The organism is Micromonospora sp. NPDC049374 (assembly GCF_040677165.1).
In the GTDB taxonomy this organism is placed as follows: domain Bacteria; phylum Actinomycetota; class Actinomycetes; order Mycobacteriales; family Micromonosporaceae; genus Micromonospora.
Genome location: NZ_JBFAQH010000017.1, coordinates 1 through 25,695, shown reverse-complemented (window position 1 = coordinate 25,695; position 25,695 = coordinate 1). Strand labels below are relative to the sequence as shown.

The following is a 25,695-nucleotide window of genomic DNA, read 5'->3' as shown; positions in this document are numbered from 1 at the left end:
ACACGCTCTTGACCGGGTCGCTCGGCCGGGCCTATGGTCGGCCGAACCGATTCGGCGAATCGGTTCGACAGTGGGTTGATGTTGCGCACCTTCCGCCACAGAGATCGAAGCGAGGCGTCAGATGACCCGATCCATCCCGCGCGGGCGTGCCGTCGGTGCCGCCCTGGTGGCAGTCGCCATCGCCGCCACAGCCGTTGCCTGCTCCACTGGATCCCCGTCGAACGAGGCCGGCGGGACATACACCATCTGGGATCCGTACCCGCAGTTCACCGACGATTCCGACTGGGTCCGACTGCTCAAGGACTGCGGCACGTCGGCCGGCGTGACCGTCGAACGGACCGGCTACGACACCACCGACCTGACCAACAAGGCGTTGCTCGCCGCGCAGCAGGGCAACTCCGCGGATGTGCTGATCATCGACAACCCGGTGATCTCCACCCTGGCCGAGGCCGGTGCCCTGACCACGACCGACGAGACGAACCTCGACGTGTCGACGATGGAGCCCAACCTGCTCGGCGCCGGGCAGAGCGGCGGCAAGACGTACGGCGTACCCATCGGCGCGAACACCCTCGCCCTTTACTACAACAGGGACCTGCTGACCGAGGCGGGCGTGGACGTCGCCACGGTGACGGACTGGCCCTCACTCGGCGCGGCGCTGGTCAAGGTCAAGGCCGCCGGCAAGAAGGGCATCACCTTCTCCGCGATCGGCACCGAGGAGGGCAGCTTCCAGTTCCTGCCCTGGTTCTGGGGCGCCGGTGCCCAGTTGACCGCGCTCGACGCGCCACCGGCGGTGGCGGCGTTGACCCTGTGGACCGACTGGCTGGCCGCCGGCCACGCGCCCAACTCCGTCATCAACAACACGCAGACCACCAGTTGGCAGGAGTTCGCCAGCGGCGACTACGCGTTCGGCGAGAACGGCACCTGGCAGCTGGCCAACGCGGCGAAGCTGGACTTCGAGTACGGCATCATTCCCATCCCGGCCCGAACCGGTGGCACCGCACCGGCACCTACCGGCGGCGAGTTCATCTCCATCCCGGTGCAGGGCGACACCGGGCGGTACGCCACCTCGCAGCAGCTGGTCACCTGCCTGACCAGCGGCGACAACCTGCTCACCACGGACACCACCCTGTCCTACGTCGCCCCGGTCGCCGCGGTGCAGGAGCAACAGGTGGCGGCCAACGCCGAGCTGAAGGTCTGGGTCGAGGCGGTGAAGGCGGCGAAGGGGCGTACCGGCGACGACCTCGGGACCCGGTATCCGAGGATCTCCGAGTCGTTGTGGACGGCGGTGCAGTCCGCACTCAGCGGCGCGCAGCCGCCGCAGGAGGCGCTGTCGGCCGCGCAGCGGGCCGCCGCGAGCGCAACGAGCTGAGCAAGGTACGCCAGCGCCATGGGAATCGACGTCACCCGTACCCCGCCATCCGCGACGGTGGGCGAGACCGGTGGGGCGGCGAGCAGCCCCCCACCGGCACACCGACGCCGTAGCCGCCCCGGCGGTTCCCAGTGGGCGGCGTGGGCCTTCCTCGCCCCGGTGGTCGGCTACCTGATCGCCTTCTACGCCTATCCGCTGTACCGCAACGTCGAGCTGAGTCTGCGCGAGTACACGGTCCGCTCCTTCGTCCAGGGCGGTGCGCCGTTCGCCGGGCTGGACAACTACCGTGCGGTGCTGTCCGCGCCGACGTTCCTGCCCGCGCTGCTCAACACGTTGGTCTTCACCGTCACGTCACTGGCCTTCCAGTTCGCCATCGGGCTGCTGCTGGCGCTCTTCTTCCATCGGCACTTTCCGCTCTCGCGTACGCTGCGCGCGCTGTTCCTCGTACCCTGGTTGCTGCCGTTGATCGTGTCGGCGTCCACCTGGTCCTGGCTGCTCAACAGCGAGGCCGGCGTGGTCAACGCGGCGCTCGCGCTGGTCGGCGTGGATGCGGTGAACTGGCTGACCTCGCCGCGGTGGTCGCTGGTGTCGGTGATCATCGCCAACATCTGGATCGGCATCCCGTTCAACCTGGTCGTGCTCTACAGCGGCCTGCAGGCGATCCCGCGCCAGCTCTACGAGGCGGCGGAGCTGGACGGAGCGGGCAGTTGGCAGCGCTTCCGGTGGATCACGTGGCCGTTGCTGCGCCCGGTCTCGGCGATCACGCTGCTGCTCGGGCTGGTCTACACGCTCAAGGTCTTCGACCTGATCTGGATCATGACCAGGGGCGGCCCGACCGATTCGTCGACCACCCTGGCCACCTGGTCGTACCGGCTCGGGTTCGGCAACCTGCTGCCCGAGTTCGGCTCCGGGGCGGCCGTCGGCAACCTGCTGATCCTGTTGGCGGTGGCCGCCGGCGGCTTCTACCTCGGCTTCGAGCGTCGGCGGCGGCTGTCATGAGCCGACCGACTCGTGGCTGGTGGCGAACCGGGCTCGGGGTGATGCTCACCGGGCTGATGCTCTTCCCGGTCTACTGGATGATCAACGTCTCCTTCACCCGGGACCAGGACATGCGCAAGAGCCCGCCGCACCTGTTCCCGATCGACGGCACCCTCGACGGCTACCGAGCCGTGCTCGGCCAGCAGTTGCCGTACGTCGGCACCAGTCTGGTCGTCGGGCTCGGCACCGTGCTGCTCACCCTGGTCCTGGCCGCCCCCGCCGGGTACGCGCTGGCCAAGCTCCGGCCGCCCGGCGGCGGGGCGATCCGGTTCGTCCTGCTGATCGCGCAGATGATCCCCGGCATCATCATGGCGATGGGCTTCTACGCCATCTATCTCAACCTCGGTGTGCTCAACACCGTGCCCGGGTTGATCCTGGCCGACTCGACGATCGCGGTGCCCTTCGCGGTGCTCATCTTCACCGCGTTCATGTCGGGGATACCGGACGACCTGATCCAGGCCGCGCTTGTCGACGGTGCGAACCGGCTACGCACGTTCTGGTCGGTGGTGCTGCCGGTCAGCCGCAACGCGATCGTCACCGTCTCGCTGTTCGCGTTCCTCTGGGCCTGGTCCGACTTCGTCTTCGCCTCCACCTTGGCCGGCGGTGGCGGCCATCGGCCGATCACGCTCGGCATCTACCAGTACATCGGCAACAACAACCAGCAGTGGAACGCGATCATGGCCACCGCCGTGGTGGCGTCCATCCCCACCACCCTGCTGCTGGTCCTGGCCCAACGCTACGTCGCCGCCGGGGTGACCGCTGGCGCCGTCAAGGACTGATCCGGCCGGCCCTTGGAGCAGTCGCACCAACCGCACCCCGAAAGGCAGTCGTCGATCATGACCGTCGTCCGTACCGGCCCGACCTTCTCCATCCAGGAGATTCCGTTCAGCTACCACGGGTCCTGGTTCAGCATCTCGCCGGTAGTGGCAGCGCACACGCAGGCGCCAGAGCTGCATCTGGTCTCACACCAGACCGGGATGCATCCGGTGCTGCGGCTGACGCCCTCGGCCGACACCACGGTGACGGCCAGCGCCGCGCTGCTGACCTGGCGCAACCGCACCGGCCTCATCGAGCTGACCTACGACGGTCGGGACACCGTGCGGTTGCGGGGTCGCGGAATCGGCCTGCGGATCTCCGCCGCCCAGGCCACCCTCACCCCGTTCAGCGGCACCTACCTCTTCCACGACCCGGTCGACGACTCGTACGTCTTCACCTCGTACGAGACCGGCCGCCGCTACCGGGTCACTTCCCTCTCCGGCCACCTGCGTGCCGTGGGTGCCGAGGCGCTCGGCACCGTCGAGCGGGCCGTGGAGCTGCCGGCCGAGCATCCGTGGGAGATCGCCGTCGAGGAGTACGAGTCGGCCCGCCGCCGTTACCCGGGCGACCGGCACTTCGACCAGCTCGTCGGGTCGGTGGCGGCCGAGTTCGCCAGCTTCGTCGACCGGCTGGCACCCTGGCGCAGTTCCGAGACACCCGCCGCCGAGTTGGCCGCGTACGTGCTGTGGTCGGCGACGGTCGCGCCGGCCGGCTTCCTCACCCGACCGGCGGTACTGATGTCCAAGCACTGGATGAACAAGGTGTGGAGCTGGGACCACTGCTTCAACGCTCTGGCCCTCGCCGAGGCGGACGCCGACCTGGCCTGGCACCAGTTCCACATACCGTTCGACCATCAGGACCCGACGGGTGCGTTGCCGGACTCGGTCGCCCACTCGGAGGTGCTGCACAACTACGTCAAGCCGCCCGTGCACGGCTGGGCGCTGCGGCAGCTGCGGCAGCGGCTGTCCCGGCCGCTGCCGCGCGACGAACTGTCCGACCTGTACCGCCGGCTCACCCGCTGGACGACCTTCTGGCTTGACCACCGCCGGGTACCCGGACACCAGTTGCCGCACTACCAGCACGGCAACGACAGCGGATGGGACAACGCGACCACCTTCGACGGTGCCCGGACCATCGAGGCCCCGGACCTCGCCGCCCTGCTGCTGTTGCAGCTGTACCAGCTCGCGGACCTGGCCGCGGAGCTTCAGCTGCCCGAGGAGGTGGCACAGTGGAGCCGCACCGCGCGCCACGTCCGAGGTGAGCTGCTGAGCGAGCTCTGGGACGGTCAGCGGTTCGTCGCCCGCAGCGCCCGGACCGGTCAGCCCAGGTCGAGCGCCAGCCTGCTCGACTTCATGCCCATCGTGCTCGGTACCGACCTGCCCGCCGAGGTGAGCGCCGGGCTCGCCGGTGGTCTCAAACGTCACCTGACCGCACACGGCCTCGCCACCGAACCTGTCGACTCGCCCCACTACGCGGCCGACGGCTACTGGCGTGGGCCGATCTGGGCACCGGCCACCGTACTGATCGAGGACGGCCTGCGCCGGGCCGGACACGTCGGGCTCGCCGACGAGATCAGCCACCGGTTCCGTGCCCTGTGCGAGAAGTCCGGCTTCGCGGAGAACTTCGACGCCGAGACCGGCGCGGGCCTGCGCGACCGCGCCTACACCTGGACCGCCAGCAGCTACCTTCTCCTCGCCGCTGCCCACGAGCGCCGCCGCCCCGCCACCCCCACCCACTGATAACCCCACCCACCCCCACCCCCGGCCCCCACCCCCACCCCCACCCCCACCCCCGGTTGATCATGAAGTTGTTGTCGCGCCACGCCGAGCGGAGCAACAACAACTTCATGATCAACGCGGCGGGACTGTTAGGTGGGTGGGGTCGGGCCGGCGCTGGCTCTCAGCGAGATGGGGGGCTGGTAGAGGTGGTGGCGGGGGGCGGCGGTGGGGGCGGCGATCCGTTCCAGCAGCAGCGCCACGGCTTCGGCACCCATCTCCAGGGTGGGCACGTCCGCCGCCGTCAGCGGCGGGCGGAAATCCTCGGCCCAATGCGCGGCGGCGACCCCGACGACGGAGAAGTCGCGGGGCACCAGCCGGCCCGCGGCCTCCAGCGCCCGCTGTACGCCGGGCAGGGCGGCCTCGTTGATCGTGGCAACGGCGGTGACCTCCGGACGGGCGGTCAACAGCCGGGTCATGGCGGCCTCGCCAGCGGGTGCGTCGTCACCGCAGCACAGGTCGACGCCGGTCAGTCTGCGTTCGGCCACCGCCCGGGAGAACCCGGCCAGAGCGCGGTGCCCGGGACCGTAACCGGCGGCGACCAACTCGGCCGAGCGATTCACCAGGGCGACGTGCCGATGCCCCAGGTCGGCCAGATGGTGCACACATCGCGCGATCAGTCCCTCGTAGTCGACGTCGACCCAGCTGGTGCCGGTCGGTTCGGCCGTGCGGCCGATGGTGACGAAGGGCAGTCGACTCTGCCGCAGCCGGGTCACCCGGTCGTCCTCCAGCCGGATCTCCATGAGGATCACCCCGTCCACCCGGCGTCCGGTCACGATCCGCTCGAACGACCGGTCGTGGTCGCCGCCGGACGGGGAGAGCAGCACGTCCAGGTCGGCGCGGGCGGCGGCTTCGACCACGCTGGCGACGAAGCCGAGCTGCATGTCGGTCAGGCGCTGGCTGGCCGGGGGAATGACCAGGCCGAGGGTACGGGTGCGGCCCTCCTTCAACGCCCGGGCGTTCGCGTTGGGACGGTAGTCCAGCTCGTCGATGACGGCCTGGATCCGCTGCCGGGTCGGCTCCGACACCGCCCGCTTGCCACTCAACACGTACGACACGGTGCTGCGGGACACCCCGGCGCGGCGGGCGATCTCCCCGATGTTCATCCCGCTCCTCGCTGTCGAACCGATTCACCTCAGGTTATGAGGGTCGTCGGGCAGGGTCAACGCAGGTCGCCGTGCCGCCGACATCACGCGATCAGCATGCTCCGGGCCTGGGCGAGGCCACCGACCAGTTCCCGCAGCGCCGCGACGATAGCCGCTTCGAGTTCCGGGCTCAGGCGACTGACGGGCACCGAGACGCTCACCGCGTCGACCGCCGGGTTCGCCAACGGTACGGCCATGGCGAAGCAGCGGATGCCCTCGGCGTTCTCCTCCCGGTCGACCGCGTGTCCGGTGTTCCGCACCATCGCCAGGGCGGCGTGCAGGGCCTCGCGGTCGGTGACCGTGTGCGGCGTGAGGCGGGGCAGCGGCCAGGTCAGCATCTGGTCGACATCGGTGTCCGGATGCCCGGCCAGCAGCGCCTTGCCCAGCGCGGTGGCGTGCGCCGGCAGCCGGCGGCCGATCGCGCTGTAGAGCCGCAGTCGGTGCACCGACTCCCGTTTCGCGAGGTAGACGACCTGGTCGCCGTCGAGTCGACCGAGGTGCACGGCTTCACCGAAGCGACGGGACAACTCGTCGAGCACGCCGGACAGCAGGCCCACCCGGTCGTCCCCGTCCAGGTAGGCGGCGCCGACCCGCAGCGCGCGGAGGCCGAGTCGGAACCGGGTGCCGCTCTCGTCGGTCTGTACCCAGCCGCGGCTGACCAGCGTGCGCAGCAGGCCGTGCAGGCTGCTCTTCGGGATGGCGAGGGCGCGGGCCAGGTCGCCCAGCGCCCAGGTCTGCGGCTGATCGGCGAGCAGTTCGAGCAGGTCGAGGGTGCGTCCAGCCGACTTCACGGGCTGGAAGTCATCGGGCGCGGTGGACACAAGGCCAGACTAGCGAAGGGCGTACGCCTCCAGTAAGGTCACGTACGTGACCAACGTTCATGGTTCTGAACGCTTGCCTGTCGGGCGGGTGCTGCCGGTGGTGGTGCTCGACGACGCGCGGCACGCCGACCCACTCGGTGACGCCCTGGTCAAGGGTGGTCTGACCGCGGTCGAGGTGACCCTGCGTACCGCCGCCGGGCTGGACGCCATCGCGGCGCTCGCCGCCCGCGGCGACCTGACCGTCGGCGCCGGCACGGTGCTCACCGTCGAACAGGCCGAGCGGGCGATCGGAGCCGGTGCCCGGTTCGTGGTGACCCCCGGCTTTGCGCCGGCCGTGGTCCGCGCCTGCCAACAGGCCGGCGTGCCGGTGGTGCCCGGAGCCGCCACCGCCACCGAGATCCAGATGGCCCTCGACGCCGGCCTGAACGTGGTCAAGTTCTTCCCCGCCCAACAGCTCGGTGGCGCGGCGATGATCAAGGCTCTCGCGGCACCGTTCCGCGACGTCCGGTTCATCCCCACCGGCGGGATCACCGCCGCGGTGATCGCCGACTACCTGGCCCTGCCGGCGGTCCTGGCGGTCGGAGCGAGCTGGATGGTCGCGGCCGACCTGATCGCCGCCGAGCAGTGGGACGAGATCACCGCCCGCACGCGGGAGGCGCTGGCCGCCGCCGGAGGTGCGGTGTGAGCGCGGTGAACCCCCGGCCGAAGGCCGACTGCCGGTACGACCTGGTCTCGCTCGGCGAGGTCATGCTGCGGCTCGACCCCGGCGAGGGCCGGGTCCGCACCGCCCGTCAGTTCCGGGTCTGGGAGGGCGGCGGCGAATACAACGTCGCCCGGGGCCTGCGCCGCTGCTTCGGCCTGCGCACCGCGGTCGTCACCGCGTTCGCCCGCAACGAGGTGGGCCTGCTGCTGGAGGACCTGATCCTCCAGGGCGGCGTCGACACCGACCTCATCACCTGGCTGCCGTACGACGGCATCGGCCGCACCGTCCGCAACGGTCTGAACTTCACCGAGCGCGGCTTCGGGGTGCGCGGCGCGGTCGGCACCTCCGACCGGGGCCACTCCGCCGCCAGCCAGCTCAAGCCGGACGACGTCGACTGGGACCATCTCTTCGGCACGCTCGGGGCGCGGTGGCTGCACACCGGCGGCATCTACGCCGCCCTGTCGGAGACGGCCGCGCAGACCGCCGAGGCGGCGATGACCGCCGCCCGCCGGCACGGCACACTCGTCTCGTACGACCTGAACTACCGGCCCAGCCTCTGGAAGGCCGTCGGCGGCCCGGACCGCGCGCGGGAGGTGAACACCCGACTCGCCGGCCTGGTGGACGTGATGATCGGCAACGAGGAGGACTTCACCGCCTGCCTGGGCTTCCCGGTGCCGGACACCGACATCCACAGTGGTGCGCTGGACGCCGGCAACTTCAAGGCGATGATCGAGGCGGTGGTGCGGGCGTACCCCAACTTCAAGGTGGTGGCGACCACCCTGCGCGGGGTACGCAGCGCGACCGTGAACGACTGGGGTGCCGTGGCCTGGGCCGGCGGTGCGTTCGCCGAGGCCACCCACCGACCCGGCCTGGAGATCCTGGACCGGGTCGGCGGCGGCGACAGCTTCGCCTCCGGGCTGATCTACGGTCTGCTCGAACGCGACGGCGACCTGGCGCTCGCGGTGGAGTACGGCGCCGCGCACGGTGCGCTGGCGATGACCACGCCGGGCGACACGTCGATGGCCAGTCTGTCCGAGGTGGAGGCGTTGGTGCGCGGGGCCGGTGCCCGGGTGCAACGCTGACCCTGTCGGATAAGAGCGACATCCACGTTCGATTGGCGTCAGTGCGGAAATTGACATACGTCTTGTCATTCCTGATGCCCGATTGAACGATGAATTGCATGAGCGACAAATCATTCTCGCTGGACACCTACGTCGAGAAGTCCCTCGACGGCCAGACTGTCGGAGTGCGACTCCGGCTCAACGCGATCGTCACCCAGCTCGACGAGTTCAAGGATCACACCTTCGTCAGCGTCGACGTCAAAGGCACAAACGTCGCGGCGGCCCGGGACGGCAAAATGAAGCACGACAAGAAGGACAAGCGCGGGTACTTCCTGGAGGGGGTCGACCTCACCCTGCGCCTCGATTCGCCGGAGTACTACGTCGGCACCGACTCCCCGCCGACCACCATGAACGCCTCCACCATCACCTCATCCTCGCAGTTCACCCTGAACCTGAGCGCCGGCACGTTCGGCGACACCCCGACGACGAACGCGGGCGGGAGCCTCACGATCGGCAGTTCCGTCAGCGAGAGCCTGCAGGCATGGCGGGTCGAGAACCTCTCGGACGACACCGTGATCCAGCACCAGTACCGCATGGCGACCACCGAGGACGGGGCGCGCTACAACCAGCCGAAGGATCTCGTCGACCTCAGCGGCGGCGGTCAGGTGGCGGGGGCGCCGTTGCACCCGGTGCCGCACATCTCGATCGTCAACCTTCCGCTGGTGACCACCGGGATCTTCGTCAGCCGCGGCAAGCAGTCGAACGACGTACGCCTGCTCGCCGACGTCACGGCCCACCTGGCGTCGGTGGAGAAGACCTTCGAGGTCTTCGCGGTGAAGGTGAAGACGCACACCGAACGCCTCAGCTGGTCCTTCACCTGCCCGGTCGCGATCTCCACCATCGACTGACCGACCTCCAGAGAGGAGTGCCGGTCATGCCGGACGAATTCATCATGGGCGTACCCGAGGAACTTCGCTTCGACGTCATCGAGCTGCTGCCCCCGGAAGCGCTCGCCAGCCTCGCGAGAGAGCCCTATTCCAAGGAGCTTCTCCAGCAGTACTTCCAGAAGGCCGATGTCTATTTTGTCGACAGGCCCCGCGATGTGGAGGATCGGAGGTCGGTCGAGGATCTGATCGACGGTCTCCGGGACAACCTCTATTTCCGGGGGCCCGGCAACGAGAAGCTGAACAAACTCTTCTACAAGACGCTCATCAGGCTGCCGAACTGGGTGCCACGGGCGAAGGGCGGCGAGCGGGGCGACCAGGTGGACTTCGTCGCGGCGTGCGTCAGCGGCGGAACTCCGCGAAGCTCCGACGCGATCAACCGCCGGGAGGCGCTTGAGGAGTTCGCGAAGACCGCCATTCGTCAGGACCTGTTCTCGTACTCCGACACCGGGGAGCGGTATCCGGACAAGGACCTGTCGAGGGTCATCGACGCCTGGGCCAGCGGCAAGATCGTGTTCCTGATCAACCCGGAGCAGCCCGGCAACTAGTGTCGTGTAGCGGGTCCGGGCTGGCGGTGGACGGCGCACCGTTCTGTGCCACGGGGTGGGACAGCAGCGGTGCGCCGGCGGACGCACCGGGACCGGACCGGCTCAGGAAAGCAGATCGGTCCGGGCGGCACCGGTGGCGGGGTCGAACGGATAGGACAGGTGTTGGTGCACCAGCTGCCAGCCGCCGTCGCGTCGGGCAAAGATTCGGGTACCGCGCGACCAGCTCTCGACGGTCGCGTCACCGGGCGTGGTGACCCGTACCCGGTTCAGGCCCCAGGACACGGCGAGATCACCGTCAACCACGAGCGTCTGGTCCGGCACCTCCCAGCTCACCGCACCATCACCCGCCGCGTCGAGGCGGGCCCGGCAGATCTCGCGTACCGCCGGCTCGCCGACATACCGCAGCGGTGCTTCGTGCTCGTACGACACGACGTCGGCGGCGATCGGCTCCATCAGGGCGTCGAGGTCCTTCGCCGCCGTCGCGGCGAACCATCGCTCGTGCAGCTCGTGCAGTTCCCGCTCGTCGGCGACGGAATCCCGGTCGGACGCCGGGTCGAGGGCGAACGAATGATGCTCGTGGGTGACCACCCAACGCCCGTCGTGGCGGCGTAGGCCGAGGGTGAGGCGCAACCGCCGGTCGGGCGCCTCGGCCAGGTCCTCCGCCGTGCCGCAGCGCAGCAGGGCGTACGCGAACGCCACGTCGTCGCCGGCGGTGACCTCCAGCGACTCGATGTCGAACGACGCACCCTGAGCCTGCCACCGGAAGAACGGCGGCCAGGTCTGCCGGTACGCGTCGAGACCACGCACCCCCTGCTGCGGCGGCGGCACGTCGAACATCACGATGTCCTCGGCGTGGTCGGCGAGCACCGTGGCGAGGTCCCCCTGGTGTACCGCCCTGGCCCAGCGTTCAATCAGCTCGCGAATCTGTTCCTCGTTGGTGGTCATGCTCGGCTCGGTCCTTCCGGGTCGATCGGGTCCGTCACCCCTACAACCCCGGGCAGCACGCGAACTCACCGCGGGTGGCCGATTCGTTTTCGCAAAGTCGGGCGAGCAGGCCGAACTCCGGGAACGGGGCGTCGAGGAAGGAGACCACCTCGCTGACCCGGCTGCCGTCCAGCGCCAGCAGATCCAGACCCGCCGGCCGGTAGCTTCCCTGGGCGTCGTCCCAGAGGTACGTGCCGAACGCCAGCTGCCCGTTCGCCGAGGCCGGCAGGAACCGCCAGCGGTGTGACAGCACCGCCTCGGCCAGGAAGCCCTCGATCGCGGTACGGCCCTGGTACCAGACCCGCTGCGGCGGCATCGAGTACCGCGCGTCCTCGGCCAACATCGCCACCAGGGTCTCGACGTCACCGGTCTCCCAGGCTGCCGCGTACCGCCGACCAGACGGCCGAACGCCGCACCGTCACCGGCCCGCGCCGCCGCGAGCAGCTCCGCGGCCGACCCATCTGCCCGGCGCGGTCGCTGCCCGGGCGTCCGATCAGGCTCCACACCGGCACGCTACGCCGCCGGACTTCGATGCGCCGGTCACCCCCACCTGCCGGGCCGGGGGCCCGGGACGGTTCGACCGTGGGAAGATGCGCCATGTGTTGATCGCTGCTGACCAGAGGCGACCGGTGGGCCGGTTCGTCGGACGGGCTGTCAGCACCTCGGATCGTTCGAGGCAAACGGGGCAAGGGTCGGGCGGCCGATCGTGCGTCCGCTAACCCGACGGCCCGCGTGGCAGCGACGTGGTGACCGGTTTCGGCATCCGGCGCAGATGATCGCCGTGGGCTTCGCCGGAGCGATCGTGGTGGGCACCGGTCTGCTGTCCCTGCCATGGGCGACGCGGTCGGGAGATCGCACAGAACTGGTGGACGCACTCTTCACCGCCACCTCGGCGGTGTGCGTCACCGGCCTGGTCACGGTCGACACCGGCAGCTACTGGTCCACCTTCGGGCAGGTGGTCATCCTGCTGCTCATTCAGATCGGCGGCCTCGGGATCATGACCCTGGCCACGCTGTTCACCGTGCTGCTGTCCCGTCGGCTCGGGCTACGTGCCCGCTTCCTCGCCCAAGCGGAAACCAAGAGTCTCAACCTGGGCGACGTACGCGGCGTCGTGCGCCGAATCGTCGTGTTCAGCCTCGTCAGCGAGGCAGTGGTAGCCACGCTGCTCACCATCCGGTTCGCCACCGCGTATCATCGCCCGTTGGGAACGGCGCTCTACGAGGGCGTCTTCCATGCGATCTCCGCGTTCAACAACGCCGGCTTCTCCACGTACGCGGACAGCCTGATGGGCTACGTCACGGACCCCTGGATCACGCTGACCATCACGGCGGCCGTCATCCTCGGTGGGCTGGGATTCCCGGTCGTGTTCGAACTGGTCCGTTCCTGGCGCCAGCCCTCGTACTGGTCGGTGACGACCCGGATAACCGTCGCGCTCACCGTCGCGCTGCTGGCGCTCGGCACCGTGGTGTTCACTCTCGCCGAGTATTCGAATCCGGGCACGTTCGGCCCACTCGACGGTCCGCAGAAACTGCTCGCCGGGTTCTTCGCCTCCGCGATGACCCGTACGGCCGGTTTCAACAACGTCGACATCGGGGCGATGCGTCCGGAGAGCCTGCTCGCCAGCGACGTGCTGATGTTCATCGGCGGCGGCAGCGCGGGCACGGCCGGCGGTATCAAGGTCACCACCTTCGGACTGCTCGCCTTCGTCCTGTGGTCCGAGATGCGTGGCGAGACACAGGTGAACGTGGGCCACCGCCGGATCCCTGCCAGCAACCAGCGTCAGGCTCTCGCGATCGTCCTGCTCAGCGCGGGCACGGTGGCCGTGGCCACCTTCACCCTTCTGGCCACCACCCCGTACCGGCTCGACGCGGTCCTGTTCGAGGTGGTGTCGGCCTTCGGCACCGTCGGCCTGTCCACCGGCATCACCGGTGACCTGCCGCCGCAGGCCGACGTGCTACTCGTTCTGCTGATGTTCGCCGGCCGGATCGGACCGCTCACCCTGGCCTCCGCGCTGGCGCTGCGCGATCGCAACCGGCGATTCGAACTACCCGAGGAGAGGACGATCGTTGGCTGACGTCCGTAACGAGCCGGTCGTCGTGATCGGCCTGGGCCGCTTCGGCAGCGCTCTGGCTCTTGAACTGGCCAAGCGGGGTACCGAGGTGCTCGGCATCGACAACCAGCCGAAGACCGTGCAGAGCCTCGTCGGGCAACTTCCGCACGTGATCACCGCGGATTCGACCGACATCGAGGCGTTACGGCAACTCGGTGTTGGCGACTTCCACCGGGCGGTCGTGGCGATCGGCACCGACATCCAGGCCAGCATCCTGACGACCAGCCTGCTCTCGGAGCTCGGCATCCCCGACATCTGGGCCAAAGCCGTGAGCGGGCAGCACCGCAACATCCTGACTCGCGTCGGCGCCCACCACGTCATCGCGCCGGAGCACGACATGGGTGAACGCACCGCCCACCTGCTCACCGGCCGCATTCTCGACTACGTCGAGGTGGACGCGGACTTCGCCGTCATCAAGACCAAGCCTCCGCACGACGTGGTCGGCATGCCGCTGCGCGAGTCGCGCCTCCGCAGCCGGTGGGGGGTGACCGTGGTGGCGGTGAAACCGGAGGTCGCCATCGGTGGCCGTCAACCAGGCTTCACCCACGCGACCCCCGACACCGTGCTGACCTACGGCGATCTGATCCTGGTCGTTGGTCCGGTCGACAACGTCGAACGATTCGCTGCCGCCGAGTAGGAGGGCGTCTGACGTCCGACCAAGACGGCGGCCCGGATCTTCGGCCGGGCCGACGACCCGGCGACGCGAGCGGCTTGTCGCCGTGCATTGTCGGACATGGCCACTATCCTCACGCGTCGTGACAGCACAGTTGAACGAGATGCCGCCCGACCTGCTGGAGTTGTTCGTGGCCGCCGCTGCGCGTCCGCGGACGTTGTCCGTGCCGCTTCCGCCCGGCCGGACGATCCGCGGCGACGGGGGCGACGCCGACCGACCCACGCTGTGGCTCAGCGACGGCCCGGCTCCGGCCGGGCTGTGGTCGCGGCTGCACGCGGCGCACGCGCAGTCGGGGTTGTGGCCGTTGCTGCTGGACGGCTACGACGGTGAGCCGACGCGGCCGTGGGACGACGGCGAGTTCTGGCCCGAGCGCGGGTCCTCGCCCACCGAGCATGATCCGGAGCGGCTGCTCGCCGACTGGTGGGCCGGCCAGACGGCCCCCTACGACGGCGACGACCAGCTGTCAAACGACCGGCGGGTCGCCGTGACCGCCCCGTACGGGCAGGACTGGCCGGGGCTGGCACCGCCCGGCGAGCCGTGGACGACGCCGGAGCGGCACGCGGACCACTGGGCCGAGCAGCTCTCGCTGGCCCAACCGGCGATGCGCCTCGGGCTGGTCCCCGCCGAGCGGGGCAGCGATGCCCTGGCCGTCCTCGGCTGGCTGGGCGCGGTCAACCACACAAACGATCCCGGCCGGCTGTCGGCCGTGCTGCGCAGCTGGGAGGACCGGTTCGGGGTCCGGGTGATCGGGGTCGGCTTCGCCGAGCTGTATCTGAGCGTCGCCGCACCTCCGGAGGAGACCGCCGAGGCGTTGCGGGTGGCCGCCGAGCACTTCGCCTTCTGCCCCGACAACGTGTGGCAGGGGCAGCGGCCGTGCACCCTGGCCGCCTACGCCGAGCGAATCGTCGACGCGCCGACCTGGGCGTTCTGGTGGGACTGACCCGGGTGCTCCTCAGTGGGCGGGTTCACCCTGACCGGGCAGCGTGAGCGTCACCAGGAAGGCCGCGTGGTCGGTCGTCCGTGCCATGCTGACCGACCTGGTGGATTCGATCCCCAGGTCTGCCGTGGCCATGAACTGCTGCACTCCGCCGTCGTGCCGGTGCCGGTAGTCCGCCGGTACGCAGGATGTCACGTCGGGCGTGCCGCCGTGACGCAGGTTGAGGTCGCCGCTGACCACGGTGGGTCGATAGCGACCGTCGCGGTGCAACTGCGGGATCGCCGTGCCGAGCAGGTGCGAGCACTGGGCGAGGGCCAGGGTTGAGCTGGTGTACGCCAGGTGTGTGGTGCAGGCGAAGAAGAGGGTCCGGGCCTCCACACAGAGCCAGGCCCGCTGCTCGGGGTCGGCCGGGTCCTGTGCCGGGTAGATCCCGGCGTGCACCTCGTGGTCGCCCGCCGGTGCCGCGATGTGCGTCAGCACCCCGACGCCGTACTGCTGCCCGTTGACGCAACGGTACGGCTCGCCGGTGCGGCCGTTTCGCGCCGGCTGGAAGGCGGCCGCGATCGTGCCGTCGTGCACGTCCGTCATCGCCCGCTCCAGGGTGTCCACGTCGCCGGAGCAGATCTCGTTGAGGGTGACGACGTCGGGGGCCTCGGCCCGGATCACCTCGGCGGCCCGGGCCACCGAGCGGCCGGTGTAGCAGCCGGTGGCCATGCCGCTGTTGCACAGGTTCAGCTGGAGCACCCGCAGTGGTGCCGGTGCGACCGGTGCGACGACCGAGCAGCCCGCCAGGACCGTGGCGACCGAGAGCAGGGCGACGGCGGCCGCCAGTTGCCGCAGAACTATCGGACGAGAAACCATGCACCAGCCCTGGCTCGCGGAGGGGCTGAAAGTGTATCCGTACCGGTGTGCTCCGCCGCCAGGTTCGTCACGGTCGGCGATCGGGACCGCCGGCTGGGTGATGGCGGCGGCGGGCGGCGGTACGGAGGTCAGGTCCGCAGCGGGTACGGGATGAAGGTGCTGCGGTTCTCGTCCACGTCCAGGTGTCGGCTGATCGGCGGGGCGGCCCGCTGCGGGCAGGTCATCCGCTCGCAGGTCTTGCAGCCCGGCCCGATCGGGGTCGCCGCCTCGGCCGCGTGCAGGTCCATTCCCGTGGAGTAGACCAGCCGGCTGGCGTGCCGCACCTCGCAGCCCAGCCCAATGGCGTACACCTTGCCGGGCTGGCCGTAGCCGCCGTGGTGGCGGGTGATGGTGCGGGCGATCCACAGGTAACGCTGCCCGTCCGGCATGGCGGCGACCTGGGTCACCACCCGCCCCGGCGCCCCGAACGCCTCGTACACCGTCCACAACGGACATGTGCCGCCGGTACGCGAGAACGGGAAGCCGGTGGCCGACTGGCGCTTCGACATGTTGCCGGCCCGGTCGACCCGGACGAAGGAGAACGGCACGCCGCGCGCCCGGGGCCGCTGCAACGTGCTGAGCCGGTGGCAAACCGTCTCCCAGCCCATCGCGTAGTGTTGGGTGAGCAGGTCGATGTCGTAACGGCGCTGCTCGGCGGCGGCCAGGAAGTGTTCGTACGGCAGGATCAGCGCCGCCGCGAAGTAGTTGGCCAGGCCGACGCGGGTCAGAATCTGGGTCTGCACGTCGTCGAACTCCTCCGACTCGACGATCTCGTCGATGACGTCGGCGAACTCCAGCAGCGCGATCTGCGCCGCCATCCGCATCGCCTCCTGCCCGGCGCGCAACGAGGTGGACAGGTGCAGGGTGCGGGTCTGCGGGCGGTACCGGTGCAGCTCACCACCGAGTGCGGCGGCGTCCTCGCGGGTGACGTGTACGCCGTGCCGCTGCGCCAGCCGGTCGCGGAGCAGGGCGCGGACCTCGCCGCGACGCAGCCCCATCCGCCCGGCCAGCCGCTCGGCCTCCTCGTCGAGATCCGGTACGTAGTTCTGCCGCCGGTAGAAGAACTCGGTGACCTGGTCGTGCGGGCTACGACCGATCCGCTCCCGGTCGCCGACCAGCTCGGCGAGCTGTTCGTCGGCCTGCTGGTAGCGCCGGTGCAGCTCGATGACCGCCGCGGCGACCTCCGGCAGCCGGGTGGCCAGTTCGGTGAGTTCGGTCAGGCCGGCGCGTCCGGGCAGCGCCTCGCGTAGCCCGGCGACCAGCCGAGGGGTGTCGTGCGCGGCGAACACGGTCGGGTCGACGCCGAACAGTTCGGTGATGCGTAACAACACCGGGACGGTAAGTGGCCGGGTGTCGTGCTCGATCTGGTTGAGATAGCTCGGGGAAATGCTGAGGTGTCGGGCCAGTTCCGTCTGGCTCAGCCCACGCTCCTCGCGCATCCGGCGCAGCCGGGCCCCGGCGAAGGTCCTGGCGACGGCCCTCACCTCCCTGATCCGGCGACCTGATCCGGCCACATTAGCACTGCTGCGAATGGGCGCTTTCACAACTTCGCAGAATCGCCCGTTGACTTTTCAATAATTGGCTTTTTCCGTCCCTCGACCACTTCCGGCGGGCCATGTGACCGTGGGCTCCACACCCGGCGGCCCGGCGTCTCGCGCAGCGTCACCAGGTGACGACGGAATTCGAAGGGAATGAGCAACGATGGTTACCGCGGTCGAGCAGTTGCAGCACGAATGGGACACCAACCCCCGCTGGCGGGGTGTGCGGCGCAGCTACCGCGCCGAGGACGTGGTGCGGTTGCGTGGTGCGATCCAGGAGGAACACACCCTGGCCCGGCACGGCGCGAACCGGCTGTGGCGGCTGCTGAACAGTGAGGACTACATCCACGCCCTCGGCGCCCTCACCGGCAACCAGGCCGTGCAGATGGTCCGGGCCGGGCTCAAGGCGATCTACCTGTCCGGCTGGCAGGTGGCCGCCGACGCGAACCTGGCCGGGCACACCTACCCCGACCAGAGCCTCTACCCGGCCAACTCGGTGCCCGCGGTGGTGCGTCGGATCAACAACGCCCTGCTGCGCGCCGCGCAGATCACCACCGCCGAGGGCGACACCTCCGGCATCGACTGGCTGGCGCCGATCGTCGCCGACGCCGAGGCCGGCTTCGGCGGCGTGCTCAACGCGTATGAGCTGATGAACGCGATGATCGCGGCCGGTGCCGCCGGGGTGCACTGGGAGGACCAGCTCGCCAGCGAGAAGAAGTGCGGTCACCTCGGCGGGAAGGTGCTCATCCCCACCGGCCAGCACATCCGCACCCTGGAGGCGGCGCGGCTGGCCGCCGACGTGGCGGGCGTGCCGTCGGTGGTCATCGCCCGCACCGACGCCCAGGCCGCCACCCTGCTCACCACCGACGTCGACGAGCGGGACCAGCCGTTCGTCACCGGCGAGCGCACCGCGGAGGGCTTCTACCGGGTCCGCAACGGCGTCGAGCCGTGCATCGCCCGTGGCCTGGCGTACGCCCCGCACTCCGACCTGCTCTGGATGGAGACCAGCACGCCGGACCTGGAGGTCGCCCGGCGCTTCGCCGAGGCGATCAAGGACGAGCACCCGGACCAGTTGCTGGCCTACAACTGCTCGCCGTCGTTCAACTGGCGTAAGCATCTCGACGACGCGACCATCGCCAAGTTCCAGCGGGAACTCGGCCACATGGGATACAAGTTCCAGTTCATCACCCTGGCCGGCTTCCACGCCCTCAACTACTCGATGTTCGACCTGGCCCGCGGCTACGCGGCCGACGGCATGTCGGCGTACGTCTCGCTCCAGGAGCGGGAGTTCGCGGCCGAGCCGGCGGGCTACACCGCGGTCAAGCACCAGCGCGAGGTGGGTACCGGCTACTTCGACCTGATCAGCACGGTGCTCAACCCGGCCGCCGAGACCACCGCGCTGCGCGGCTCCACGGAAGAGGAGCAGTTCGCATGAGATACGAGATCATCGGCCCGATGGCCGAACGCTTCGACGAGGTCCTCACGCCCGAGGCACTGGAGTTCCTGGTCGCGCTGGACAGCGAGTTCGCCGCCCGCCGGGTTGCCCTGCTGGACACCCGCCGTGCCCGCCGCGACCGCTACGCCACCGGTCAGCTGCCCGACTTCCTGCCGGAGACCGCCGCTGTCCGCGACGACCCGACCTGGCAGGTGGCCGCGCCCGCACCCGGCCTGGAGGATCGCCGAGTCGAGATCACCGGCCCGCCGGACCGCAAGATGACCATCAACGCGTTGAACTCCGGTGCCAAGGTGTGGCTCGCCGACTTCGAGGACGCCACCGCGCCGACCTGGCAGAACGTCATCAGCGGCCAGCTCAACCTGATCGACGCCCTGGACCGCCGGATCGACTTCACCGACGCCCGAGGCAAGCGGTACGCGCTCGGCGACGACCTGGCCACGATCGTGGTCCGGCCGCGCGGTTGGCACCTGGTGGAGAAGGGGATCGTGGTCGACGGGCGGCCCATCTCGGCCAGCCTCGTCGACTTCGGCCTCTACCTGTTCCACTGCGCCCGGCGGCAGCTCGACGCCGGAAAGGGCCCGTACTTCTACCTGCCGAAGCTGGAGAGCCACCGCGAGGCGCGGCTGTGGAACGACATCTTCGTCTTCGCCCAGCGCTACCTCGGGCTGCCGCAGGGCACCATCCGGGCCACCACGCTTATCGAGACGATCACCGCCGCGTTCGAGATGGAGGAGATCCTCTACGAACTGCGCGAGCACTCGGCGGGCCTGAACGCCGGGCGGTGGGACTACATCTTCAGCATCATCAAGAACTTCGGTCAGTGGCCGGACTTCGTCCTGCCGGACCGCGCCGAGGTGACGATGACCGTGCCGTTCATGCGCGCGTACACCGAACTGCTGGTGCGCACCTGCCACCGGCGTGGCGCGCACGCGATCGGCGGGATGGCCGCCTTCGTCCCGGCCCGCGACCCGCAGGTCAACGAGGTGGCGCTGAGCAAGGTGCGGGCGGACAAGCAGCGCGAGGCCGGCGACGGCTTCGACGGCTCCTGGGTCGCCCACCCCGGCCTGGTGGCGACCTGCCGGGAGGTCTTCGACGCGGTGCTGGGCGAGCGACCGAACCAGCTCGACCGGCGCCGCGACGAGGTGACGGTCACCGCCGCCGAGCTGCTCTCGGTGGACAAGACCCCGGGGCAGGTCACCGAGGCGGGGGTGCGGGCCAACGTCGCGGTGGCGTTGCGCTACATCGACGCCTGGCTCGGCGGCGCGGGCGCGGTGGCGCTGTGGAACCTGATGGAGGACGCGGCCACCGCCGAGATCGCCCGCTGCCAGTTGTGGCAGTGGCTGCACCACGGCACGCCGCTGGCCGGTGGGGGATCGGTGACCGAGGAACTGGTCCGCTCGATGCTCGCCGAGGAACTGGCCACGGTGACCGAGGGGCGCGAGGACGCCGAGCGGGAACGCGCCGAGCAGGCCGCGCGCATCGTCGAGGAGACCGCCCTCGGTGAGGACCTGCCGTCGTTCTTCACCACCAGCGCGTACGCCCGGCACCTGAGGCCGGCGCGGGAACTCGCCCTGACGGCCGGCTGAGTCGGCGTCAGCGCGGGTGGCGGCGCCGGTCGGGTTTGGGCCGACCGGCGCCGCCACATCCGTCAGCCGTCGATCCGGGTGATGTTGCGGATCTTGTTGGACGCGTCCAGGGCGGCGACCTTGTACGCCTCGGCCAGCGTCGGGTAGTTGAACACCGTGTCGACCAGGTAGTTCACCGTGCCGCCGCAGCCCATCACCGTCTGCCCGATGTGGACGATCTCGGTGGCGCCGGTGCCGAAGACGTGCACGCCGAGCAACCGGCCGTCCGTCGGCGAGACGAGCAGCTTCAACATGCCGTACGAGTCACCCACGATCTGGCCGCGTGCCAGCTCGCGGTAGCGGGCGATGCCCACCTCGAACGGCGTCGCGCTGTCGGTCAGCTCCTCCTCGGTCTTCCCGACGAAGCTGATCTCGGGGATGGTGTAGATGCCGATCGGCTGCAACTCGTGCATCGGGCGGTCCGGCTCACCGCAGGCGTGCTGAGCGGCCAACCGTCCCTGCTCCATCGACGTCGAGGCCAGCGCCGGGAACCCGATGACGTCGCCGACGGCGTAGATGTTCTCCACCGTGGTGCGGTAGCTCGCGTCGACCTCGATGCGACCGCGCCGGTCCGCGGTCAACCCGGCCGCGGCCAGGTCCAGCCCGTCGGTCTGGCCCTGCCGGCCGGCCGAGTACATGACCGTGTCCGCGACGATCTTCTTGCCGCTCTTGAGGACGCACAACGCGGCGGTCTGGTGCTTCTCGACCGAGGCCACCTCCTCGCCGAAGCGGAACGTCACGGACAGGTCCCGCAGGTGGTACTTCAGCGACTCGACGACCTCCTCGTCGCAGAAGTCCAGCATCCGCTCCCGGCGTTCGACCACGGTGACCTTCGTGCCGAGCGCGGCGAACATCGAGGCGTACTCCATGCCGATCACGCCCGCGCCGACCACGACCATGCTGCGGGGTACGGCCTGGAGGTTGATCACACCGTCGGAGTCCACGATGGTCCGGTCGTCGAAGTCGACGCTCTCCGGCCGGGCCGGCCGGGTGCCGGCGGCGATGATGGCCTTGTCGAAGGTGACCTTGGACTCGCGTCCGGAGTCGCCGTCGACCCAGACCGAGTGGGCGTCGGCGAACCGTCCGGTGCCGGTGATGATGGCGACCCGGTTGCGGGCCAGTTGGTTGCGGATGACATCGGTCTGCCGGTTGATGACGTGCTGGGTCCGCGCGGCCAGATCGCTGACCGTGATCTCGTCCTTGACCCGGTAGCTGCTGCCGTAGAGGTCCCGCTGGCTCAGGCCGGTCAGGTAGAGCACCGCCTCGCGCAGGGTCTTGGACGGCACGGTGCCGGTGTTGATGCACACCCCGCCGAGCATGTCGCGTCGTTCCACCAGGCCGACCCGCCGGCCCAGCTTCGCGGCGGCGATGGCGGCCTTCTGACCGCTGGGCCCGGAGCCCAGCACCAACAGGTCGTAGTCATACACGATCACCAGCGTCGCAAGATGTCGCGCCCGGCGCCAGACCTGTCGCGTAGGCGGCAGGTGACGTTAACCAGGTTGGAACAAAGGCGACGAGCCGCCGGGCGCGACGCGGGCCGGCCCGGCAGCGCGCTGCCTCAGGCGTGGGGGGCGGCCCCGGCCAGTGCGGCCGGCCCCATGCGGAAGTCCGGATCGATCTGGGTGGTGAGGTCGATTCCGGCGCGGTCGTTGGCCCACGCCTCGGCGTTGCGCCGGTGGAACTCGTGGGCCCACCTGGTGAACGCCGCCCAGTCCTGCGCGGTGCCGTCGACGGCTTCGGCCATCCGGCCCAGTACGGCCCGGTTGGCGTCCTCGAGGTCGTGCAGCGGGCCGACCGTGCCGCGTTCGGCGCGGCGCACGTACGCCGAGCGGTTCATCCAGGTCAGCAGGTCGGCACCGACGTGCTCGCGGAGGAACTCCACATCGGTCGCGTCCTCGACCTTGTTGCCGATCACCGACAGGGCCACCCCGTAGTCGCGGGCGTAGCCGGCGTACTGGCGGTAGACGCTGACGCTGCGCACGGTCGGCTCACAGACCAGGAAGGTGCGGTCGAAGCGGGTGAACAGTCCCGAGGCGAACGAGTCGGCACCCGCGGTCATGTCCACCACCACGTACTCGCCGGGCCCGTCGAGCAGGTGGTTCAGCAGCAGCTCCACCGCGCCGACCTTGGAGTGGTAGCAGGCCACCCCCAGATCCTCGGCACTGAACTCACCTGTCGCCGCCAGCCGTACGCCGCCGACGGTGGCGACGCACTCGGCGTAGATCGGGTTCTCCTCCGCCACCCGCAGCAGCCGCGAGCCCCGTCCCGGGGGAGTCGTCTTCACCATCTGCGCGGCCGAGCCGATGCGTGGGTTGTCGCCGCGCAGGTACTCCTTGATGGCCGGCAGGTGCTCACTCAACGGCCGCATCGTGCCCGCCACGACCGGATCGCCGAGAGCCACCGCGAGGTGCTGGTTGATGTCGGCGTCGATGGCCAGCACCGGGCGGCCCTCGGCGGTGAGGTGGCGGGCGTGGAGCGCGGCGAGGGTGGTCTTGCCACTGCCACCCTTTCCGACGAAGGCGATCTTCATCGGCGCCCCTCCGGCCAGATGCTAACGGTAACCGTTTCCATGAATCGCATGGTAACGGGTCGCTTCGCCATCCGACGCCGAACCCGCCGCCTGACTCGCCGAGGTCGGTGTGACCGGCTGCCGATCGCCGGCCGGGGCGAGGTCGAGCACGTCTGCGGCCAGCCGACGAAGGTTGGGTAGTCCGACCTCGGGCCCGCCGCCGGCCTCCACCATGAACAACAGATGGCGTACGCCGGGTAGCGCCGCCGCCCGGGTGACCGCCTGCCGGCAGCGGCCGGGTGCGCCCACCGGATGGATGTCGATCAGATGCTCGACGTAGCCGGCCGGATCCCGTTGCCCGGCCGGTGCGCCGTCCAGGCGGACGTACTCCCGGGTGCCGGCCAGCAGCGGGGGGAGCCCGGTGGCGACCACCCGCGCCGCCGCCGCGTCGGTCTCCGCCAGCTGGGCGAGATGGGCGCTGGCATGATCGATGCTGGCAAGGTCGTGGCCGTGCGCCTCGGTCACCCGCGCGTAGCGGTCGAGCAGCTCCGCCTTCTCGGCGAGGTCGGCGTGCAGGCCGAGCAGCAGCGGCAGGCCGTGCCGGGCGGCGAGATCGACCGTGCCGGTCGAGGTCGCCGCGACCCAGACGGGCAGCCGGCCGCGCGGTCGTGGCACCACCGGGACGGCACGGAACGGAAAGCGATGGTTCCCGGCCACCGCCGGTTGCCCGGACAGCCACCGGGTCAACAGCTCCAGCGAGTCGTGGAACCCGTGCGCGAACCGCTCCGTCCCGGTGCCGAAGACCTCCAGATCCACCCAGGGGCCACCCCGACCGACACCGAGCCGGAACCGTCCACCGGACAGCTCGTGCAGCAGTGCCGCCTCCTCGCCCAGCGCCACCGGGTGCCGGTTGGACAGGATGCACGCGGCGGTGCCCACCTCGATGCGGCGGGTGGCGCCGAGCAGGTGCGCGGCGAAGGTGATCGCCGACGGGCACACCCCGTAGGAGATGAAGTGGTGCTCGGCGATCCACACCCCGGCGAAGCCGGCGGCCTCGGCCGCGTGGCCGTAGCGGTGGGCGGTCGCCAGCGCCTCGGCGTGCGATTCACCGGGGCGTTGCCCGGCGAGCAGGAACAGGTGCGCGCGTACGCCCCGACCGGCCCGCCGGGCCTCGCTCGGATCAGCAGTCACGCAGCTCGGGAGACTGGTTGAGCAACTGGCCCCGCATCGAGATGAACCGGTGGTAGGTGTCGGAGTCGACGGCGGACGGCCGGAACGCCGCGACCCGGTGGCAGTTCTGGAAGGCGAGCTTGACGCCGAAGTGACGCTCCAGGCTGGACCGGATGGCGTCACTGGCCAAAGCGCGCAACAGTTGGCCCCGTTCCGCCTCGCTGGGCGGGGGCACCTGGTTGTCGGCGAACTCGGCGTCGGAGGACGCCAGCTCCGACGCCACCCGGCTGACGGTCTGCCAGGCGTACGGCAGTGACTCGCGGACGCAGGCCACGAATGCCTCGTCGTCGACGGGGCCGGACTCGGCGGCCCGCAGCAGGCTCGGCGGCACGGTGAGAGACATGCTCCTCCTCAGCTAACGATCACGGTTGTCATTACCGCTACGCTGGGAGCACATCACGTCACTGTCGGCAGTGTCAATGCCCGCCGGGGGTGGCGCCGGTCAGCCGAGGGCGCGCAGCCGGGCGGCGAGGGTGTCCTGGAAGAAATCGAGGAAGCCGTCAGGGTCGGGACCGGCGTTCTGCAGCACGATGTGGTCGAAGCCCGCTTCGACGTACGTCCGCACCGCCTGGACGTGCACGTCCGGGTCGGGACCGACGGCGAACTGCTGCCGGATGTCGTCCTCGGTGACGGTGCGCGACGCCGCGTCGAAGTTCACCGGGTTCGGCAGCTCGCTCATCACCTTCCAGCCGGTGACCGCCCACCGGCTGGTCTCCCAGGCCGCCCGCACCGCCTGCTGTTCGTCGGGCGCCCAGGCGAGCGGGACCTCGGCGTAGCGGGGGCCCTGCCCGCCGAGTCGCTTGTAGGTCTGCACCAGATCAGCCTCGGGTTCGGTGGCGAACAACCCGTCGCCGAGTTCCGCGGCGACGGTCACGGACGCCTCACCGCTGGCGGCGACGGCGATGACGGGCAGTTGTTCGGGCAGGTCGAACACGCGCGCGTCGTCCAACTGAAGATGCTTTCCCTCGTACGAGCGGTAGCCGCCGGACCAGAGCAGCCGGATGATCTCCAGCGCCTCGCGGAGCCGTTCGTGTCGCCCGCGGACCCCGGGGAAGCCCTGGCCGACGACGTGTTCGTTCAGGCGCTCGCCGGCGCCGACGCCGAGGGTGAACCGGCTGTCGGACACCAGGGCGAGCGTGGCGGCGGCCTGGGCGATGATCGCCGGGTGGTAGCGCACGCTCGGGCAGGTGACCCCGGTCGCCAGTTCGATCCGGTCGGTCCGGGCGGCGATCGCCCCCAGCACGGTCCAGGTGAACGACGAGTGGCCCTGGCTGTCCAGCCAGGGATGGAAGTGGTCACTCATCTCGACGAAGTCGAACCCCACCTGCTCGGCGCGGACGGCCTGCCGGATGATCTCGTTCGGCCCGAAGCCCTCGCTTGACAGCTTGTATCCGATCCGCATCAGATCTCCCGATCATGAACCCAGCCCTGTCCTGCCACTTTGCACCAGCGCGCCCCTTTTGGGAGAGGAAACAGGGGAGTGCCGCTGCCGTTGCCCGACGACGGGGCGGGG

The 25,695-nt window shown here is 70.1% G+C and carries 23 protein-coding genes and 1 pseudogene; 13 read left to right on the top strand and 11 right to left on the bottom strand.

What is annotated here, in order from left to right; translation table 11 throughout:
• The first annotated feature begins 121 nt into the window (after positions 1-121).
• The 4 genes from AB0J93_RS24650 to AB0J93_RS24635 are packed head-to-tail and all read left to right on the top strand — an operon-like array spanning position 122 to position 4,962.
• Positions 122-1,369 (top strand): extracellular solute-binding protein, encoded by a 1,248-nt coding sequence (locus tag AB0J93_RS24650; protein ID WP_363924699.1) that lies wholly within the window; start codon positions 122-124, stop codon positions 1,367-1,369.
• Between the two features lie 18 nt (positions 1,370-1,387).
• Positions 1,388-2,368 (top strand): sugar ABC transporter permease, encoded by a 981-nt coding sequence (locus AB0J93_RS24645; protein ID WP_363924698.1) that lies wholly within the window; start codon positions 1,388-1,390, stop codon positions 2,366-2,368.
• Complete coding sequence (locus AB0J93_RS24640) at positions 2,365-3,186, top strand: carbohydrate ABC transporter permease (protein WP_363924697.1); 822 nt, start codon at positions 2,365-2,367, stop codon at positions 3,184-3,186. Before AB0J93_RS24645 ends, AB0J93_RS24640 begins: the two co-directional genes overlap by 4 nt.
• A gap of 57 nt (positions 3,187-3,243) precedes the next feature.
• On the top strand, positions 3,244-4,962 hold the full coding sequence (locus AB0J93_RS24635) for a trehalase family glycosidase (protein WP_363924696.1): 1,719 nt from the start codon (positions 3,244-3,246) through the stop codon (positions 4,960-4,962).
• 128 nt (positions 4,963-5,090) lie between these two features.
• Here AB0J93_RS24635 and AB0J93_RS24630 read toward each other — a convergent pair whose 3' ends face one another.
• Together AB0J93_RS24630 and AB0J93_RS24625 are read right to left on the bottom strand one after the other, a co-directional pair.
• Positions 5,091-6,104, bottom strand: coding sequence for a LacI family DNA-binding transcriptional regulator (locus AB0J93_RS24630; RefSeq protein ID WP_363924695.1), 1,014 nt, complete (start codon positions 6,102-6,104; stop codon positions 5,091-5,093).
• An 83-nt stretch (positions 6,105-6,187) separates the two neighbouring features.
• Positions 6,188-6,964 carry an IclR family transcriptional regulator gene (locus AB0J93_RS24625; protein WP_363924694.1) on the bottom strand — a complete coding sequence of 259 codons (777 nt, stop codon included), beginning with the start codon at positions 6,962-6,964 and terminating at the stop codon, positions 6,188-6,190.
• Positions 6,965-7,010: 46 nt separating this feature from the next.
• On the opposite strand from AB0J93_RS24625, the gene eda reads away from it, so the two are divergent.
• The 4 genes from eda to AB0J93_RS24605 all read left to right on the top strand — a co-directional run bounded on the left by eda (position 7,011) and on the right by AB0J93_RS24605 (position 10,220).
• Complete coding sequence (gene eda / locus AB0J93_RS24620) at positions 7,011-7,649, top strand: bifunctional 4-hydroxy-2-oxoglutarate aldolase/2-dehydro-3-deoxy-phosphogluconate aldolase (RefSeq protein WP_363924693.1); 639 nt, start codon at positions 7,011-7,013, stop codon at positions 7,647-7,649.
• Complete coding sequence (locus AB0J93_RS24615; protein ID WP_363924692.1) at positions 7,646-8,749, top strand: sugar kinase; 1,104 nt, start codon at positions 7,646-7,648, stop codon at positions 8,747-8,749. The genes eda and AB0J93_RS24615 overlap by 4 nt, the downstream gene beginning before the upstream one ends.
• Before the next feature lie 98 nt (positions 8,750-8,847).
• Positions 8,848-9,636: a hypothetical protein gene (locus tag AB0J93_RS24610; protein ID WP_363924691.1), complete on the top strand. Its 789-nt coding sequence runs from the start codon at positions 8,848-8,850 to the stop codon at positions 9,634-9,636.
• 26 nt (positions 9,637-9,662) lie between these two features.
• Positions 9,663-10,220, top strand: coding sequence for a hypothetical protein (locus AB0J93_RS24605; protein ID WP_363924690.1), 558 nt, complete (start codon positions 9,663-9,665; stop codon positions 10,218-10,220).
• Positions 10,221-10,322: 102 nt separating this feature from the next.
• Here the strand turns inward: AB0J93_RS24605 and AB0J93_RS24600 are convergent, their stop codons facing one another.
• On the bottom strand, positions 10,323-11,165 hold the full coding sequence (locus AB0J93_RS24600; protein ID WP_363924689.1) for an SgcJ/EcaC family oxidoreductase: 843 nt from the start codon (positions 11,163-11,165) through the stop codon (positions 10,323-10,325).
• 40 nt (positions 11,166-11,205) lie between these two features.
• Positions 11,206-11,598 (bottom strand): annotated as a pseudogene (locus AB0J93_RS24595) (nuclear transport factor 2 family protein); the annotation flags it as partial.
• Positions 11,599-11,976: 378 nt separating this feature from the next.
• On the opposite strand from AB0J93_RS24595, the gene AB0J93_RS24590 reads away from it, so the two are divergent.
• The 3 genes from AB0J93_RS24590 (at position 11,977) to AB0J93_RS24580 (ending at position 14,927) form a co-directional block, all read left to right on the top strand.
• A complete protein-coding gene (locus AB0J93_RS24590) occupies positions 11,977-13,278 on the top strand; it encodes a TrkH family potassium uptake protein (protein ID WP_363924688.1) in 1,302 nt (433 codons plus the stop codon).
• A complete protein-coding gene (locus AB0J93_RS24585; protein WP_363924687.1) occupies positions 13,271-13,951 on the top strand; it encodes a TrkA family potassium uptake protein in 681 nt (226 codons plus the stop codon). The genes AB0J93_RS24590 and AB0J93_RS24585 overlap by 8 nt, the downstream gene beginning before the upstream one ends.
• Before the next feature lie 118 nt (positions 13,952-14,069).
• Positions 14,070-14,927: a DUF4253 domain-containing protein gene (locus AB0J93_RS24580; protein WP_363924686.1), complete on the top strand. Its 858-nt coding sequence runs from the start codon at positions 14,070-14,072 to the stop codon at positions 14,925-14,927.
• A 12-nt stretch (positions 14,928-14,939) separates the two neighbouring features.
• On the opposite strand, the gene AB0J93_RS24575 is transcribed toward AB0J93_RS24580, so the two are convergent.
• Both AB0J93_RS24575 and AB0J93_RS24570 read right to left on the bottom strand, forming a co-directional pair.
• Positions 14,940-15,785, bottom strand: coding sequence for an endonuclease/exonuclease/phosphatase family protein (locus AB0J93_RS24575; protein ID WP_363924685.1), 846 nt, complete (start codon positions 15,783-15,785; stop codon positions 14,940-14,942).
• Positions 15,786-15,913: 128 nt separating this feature from the next.
• A complete protein-coding gene (locus AB0J93_RS24570) occupies positions 15,914-17,308 on the bottom strand; it encodes a short-chain fatty acyl-CoA regulator family protein (RefSeq protein WP_363924684.1) in 1,395 nt (464 codons plus the stop codon).
• Between the two features lie 217 nt (positions 17,309-17,525).
• On the opposite strand from AB0J93_RS24570, the gene aceA reads away from it, so the two are divergent.
• Entirely contained in the window at positions 17,526-18,797 is a 1,272-nt protein-coding gene (gene aceA, locus AB0J93_RS24565; protein WP_363924683.1) for an isocitrate lyase, read from the top strand.
• Positions 18,794-20,404, top strand: a complete 1,611-nt coding sequence (aceB, locus tag AB0J93_RS24560) for a malate synthase A (protein ID WP_363924682.1) — start codon at positions 18,794-18,796, stop codon at positions 20,402-20,404. The genes aceA and aceB overlap by 4 nt, the downstream gene beginning before the upstream one ends.
• A gap of 62 nt (positions 20,405-20,466) precedes the next feature.
• Here aceB and sthA read toward each other — a convergent pair whose 3' ends face one another.
• From sthA to AB0J93_RS24535, 5 genes are all read right to left on the bottom strand, one after another.
• On the bottom strand, positions 20,467-21,870 hold the full coding sequence (sthA, locus tag AB0J93_RS24555; RefSeq protein WP_363924681.1) for a Si-specific NAD(P)(+) transhydrogenase: 1,404 nt from the start codon (positions 21,868-21,870) through the stop codon (positions 20,467-20,469).
• A 131-nt stretch (positions 21,871-22,001) separates the two neighbouring features.
• Positions 22,002-22,973, bottom strand: coding sequence for an ATP-binding protein (locus AB0J93_RS24550; RefSeq protein ID WP_363924680.1), 972 nt, complete (start codon positions 22,971-22,973; stop codon positions 22,002-22,004).
• 21 nt (positions 22,974-22,994) lie between these two features.
• Positions 22,995-24,143, bottom strand: a complete 1,149-nt coding sequence (locus AB0J93_RS24545) for an LLM class flavin-dependent oxidoreductase (RefSeq protein ID WP_363924679.1) — start codon at positions 24,141-24,143, stop codon at positions 22,995-22,997.
• Entirely contained in the window at positions 24,133-24,525 is a 393-nt protein-coding gene (locus tag AB0J93_RS24540; RefSeq protein WP_363924678.1) for an SCO5389 family protein, read from the bottom strand. Before AB0J93_RS24540 ends, AB0J93_RS24545 begins: the two co-directional genes overlap by 11 nt.
• 99 nt (positions 24,526-24,624) lie before the next feature.
• A complete protein-coding gene (locus AB0J93_RS24535; RefSeq protein WP_363924677.1) occupies positions 24,625-25,584 on the bottom strand; it encodes a TIGR03557 family F420-dependent LLM class oxidoreductase in 960 nt (319 codons plus the stop codon).
• Between the last annotated feature and the right edge of the window lie 111 nt (positions 25,585-25,695).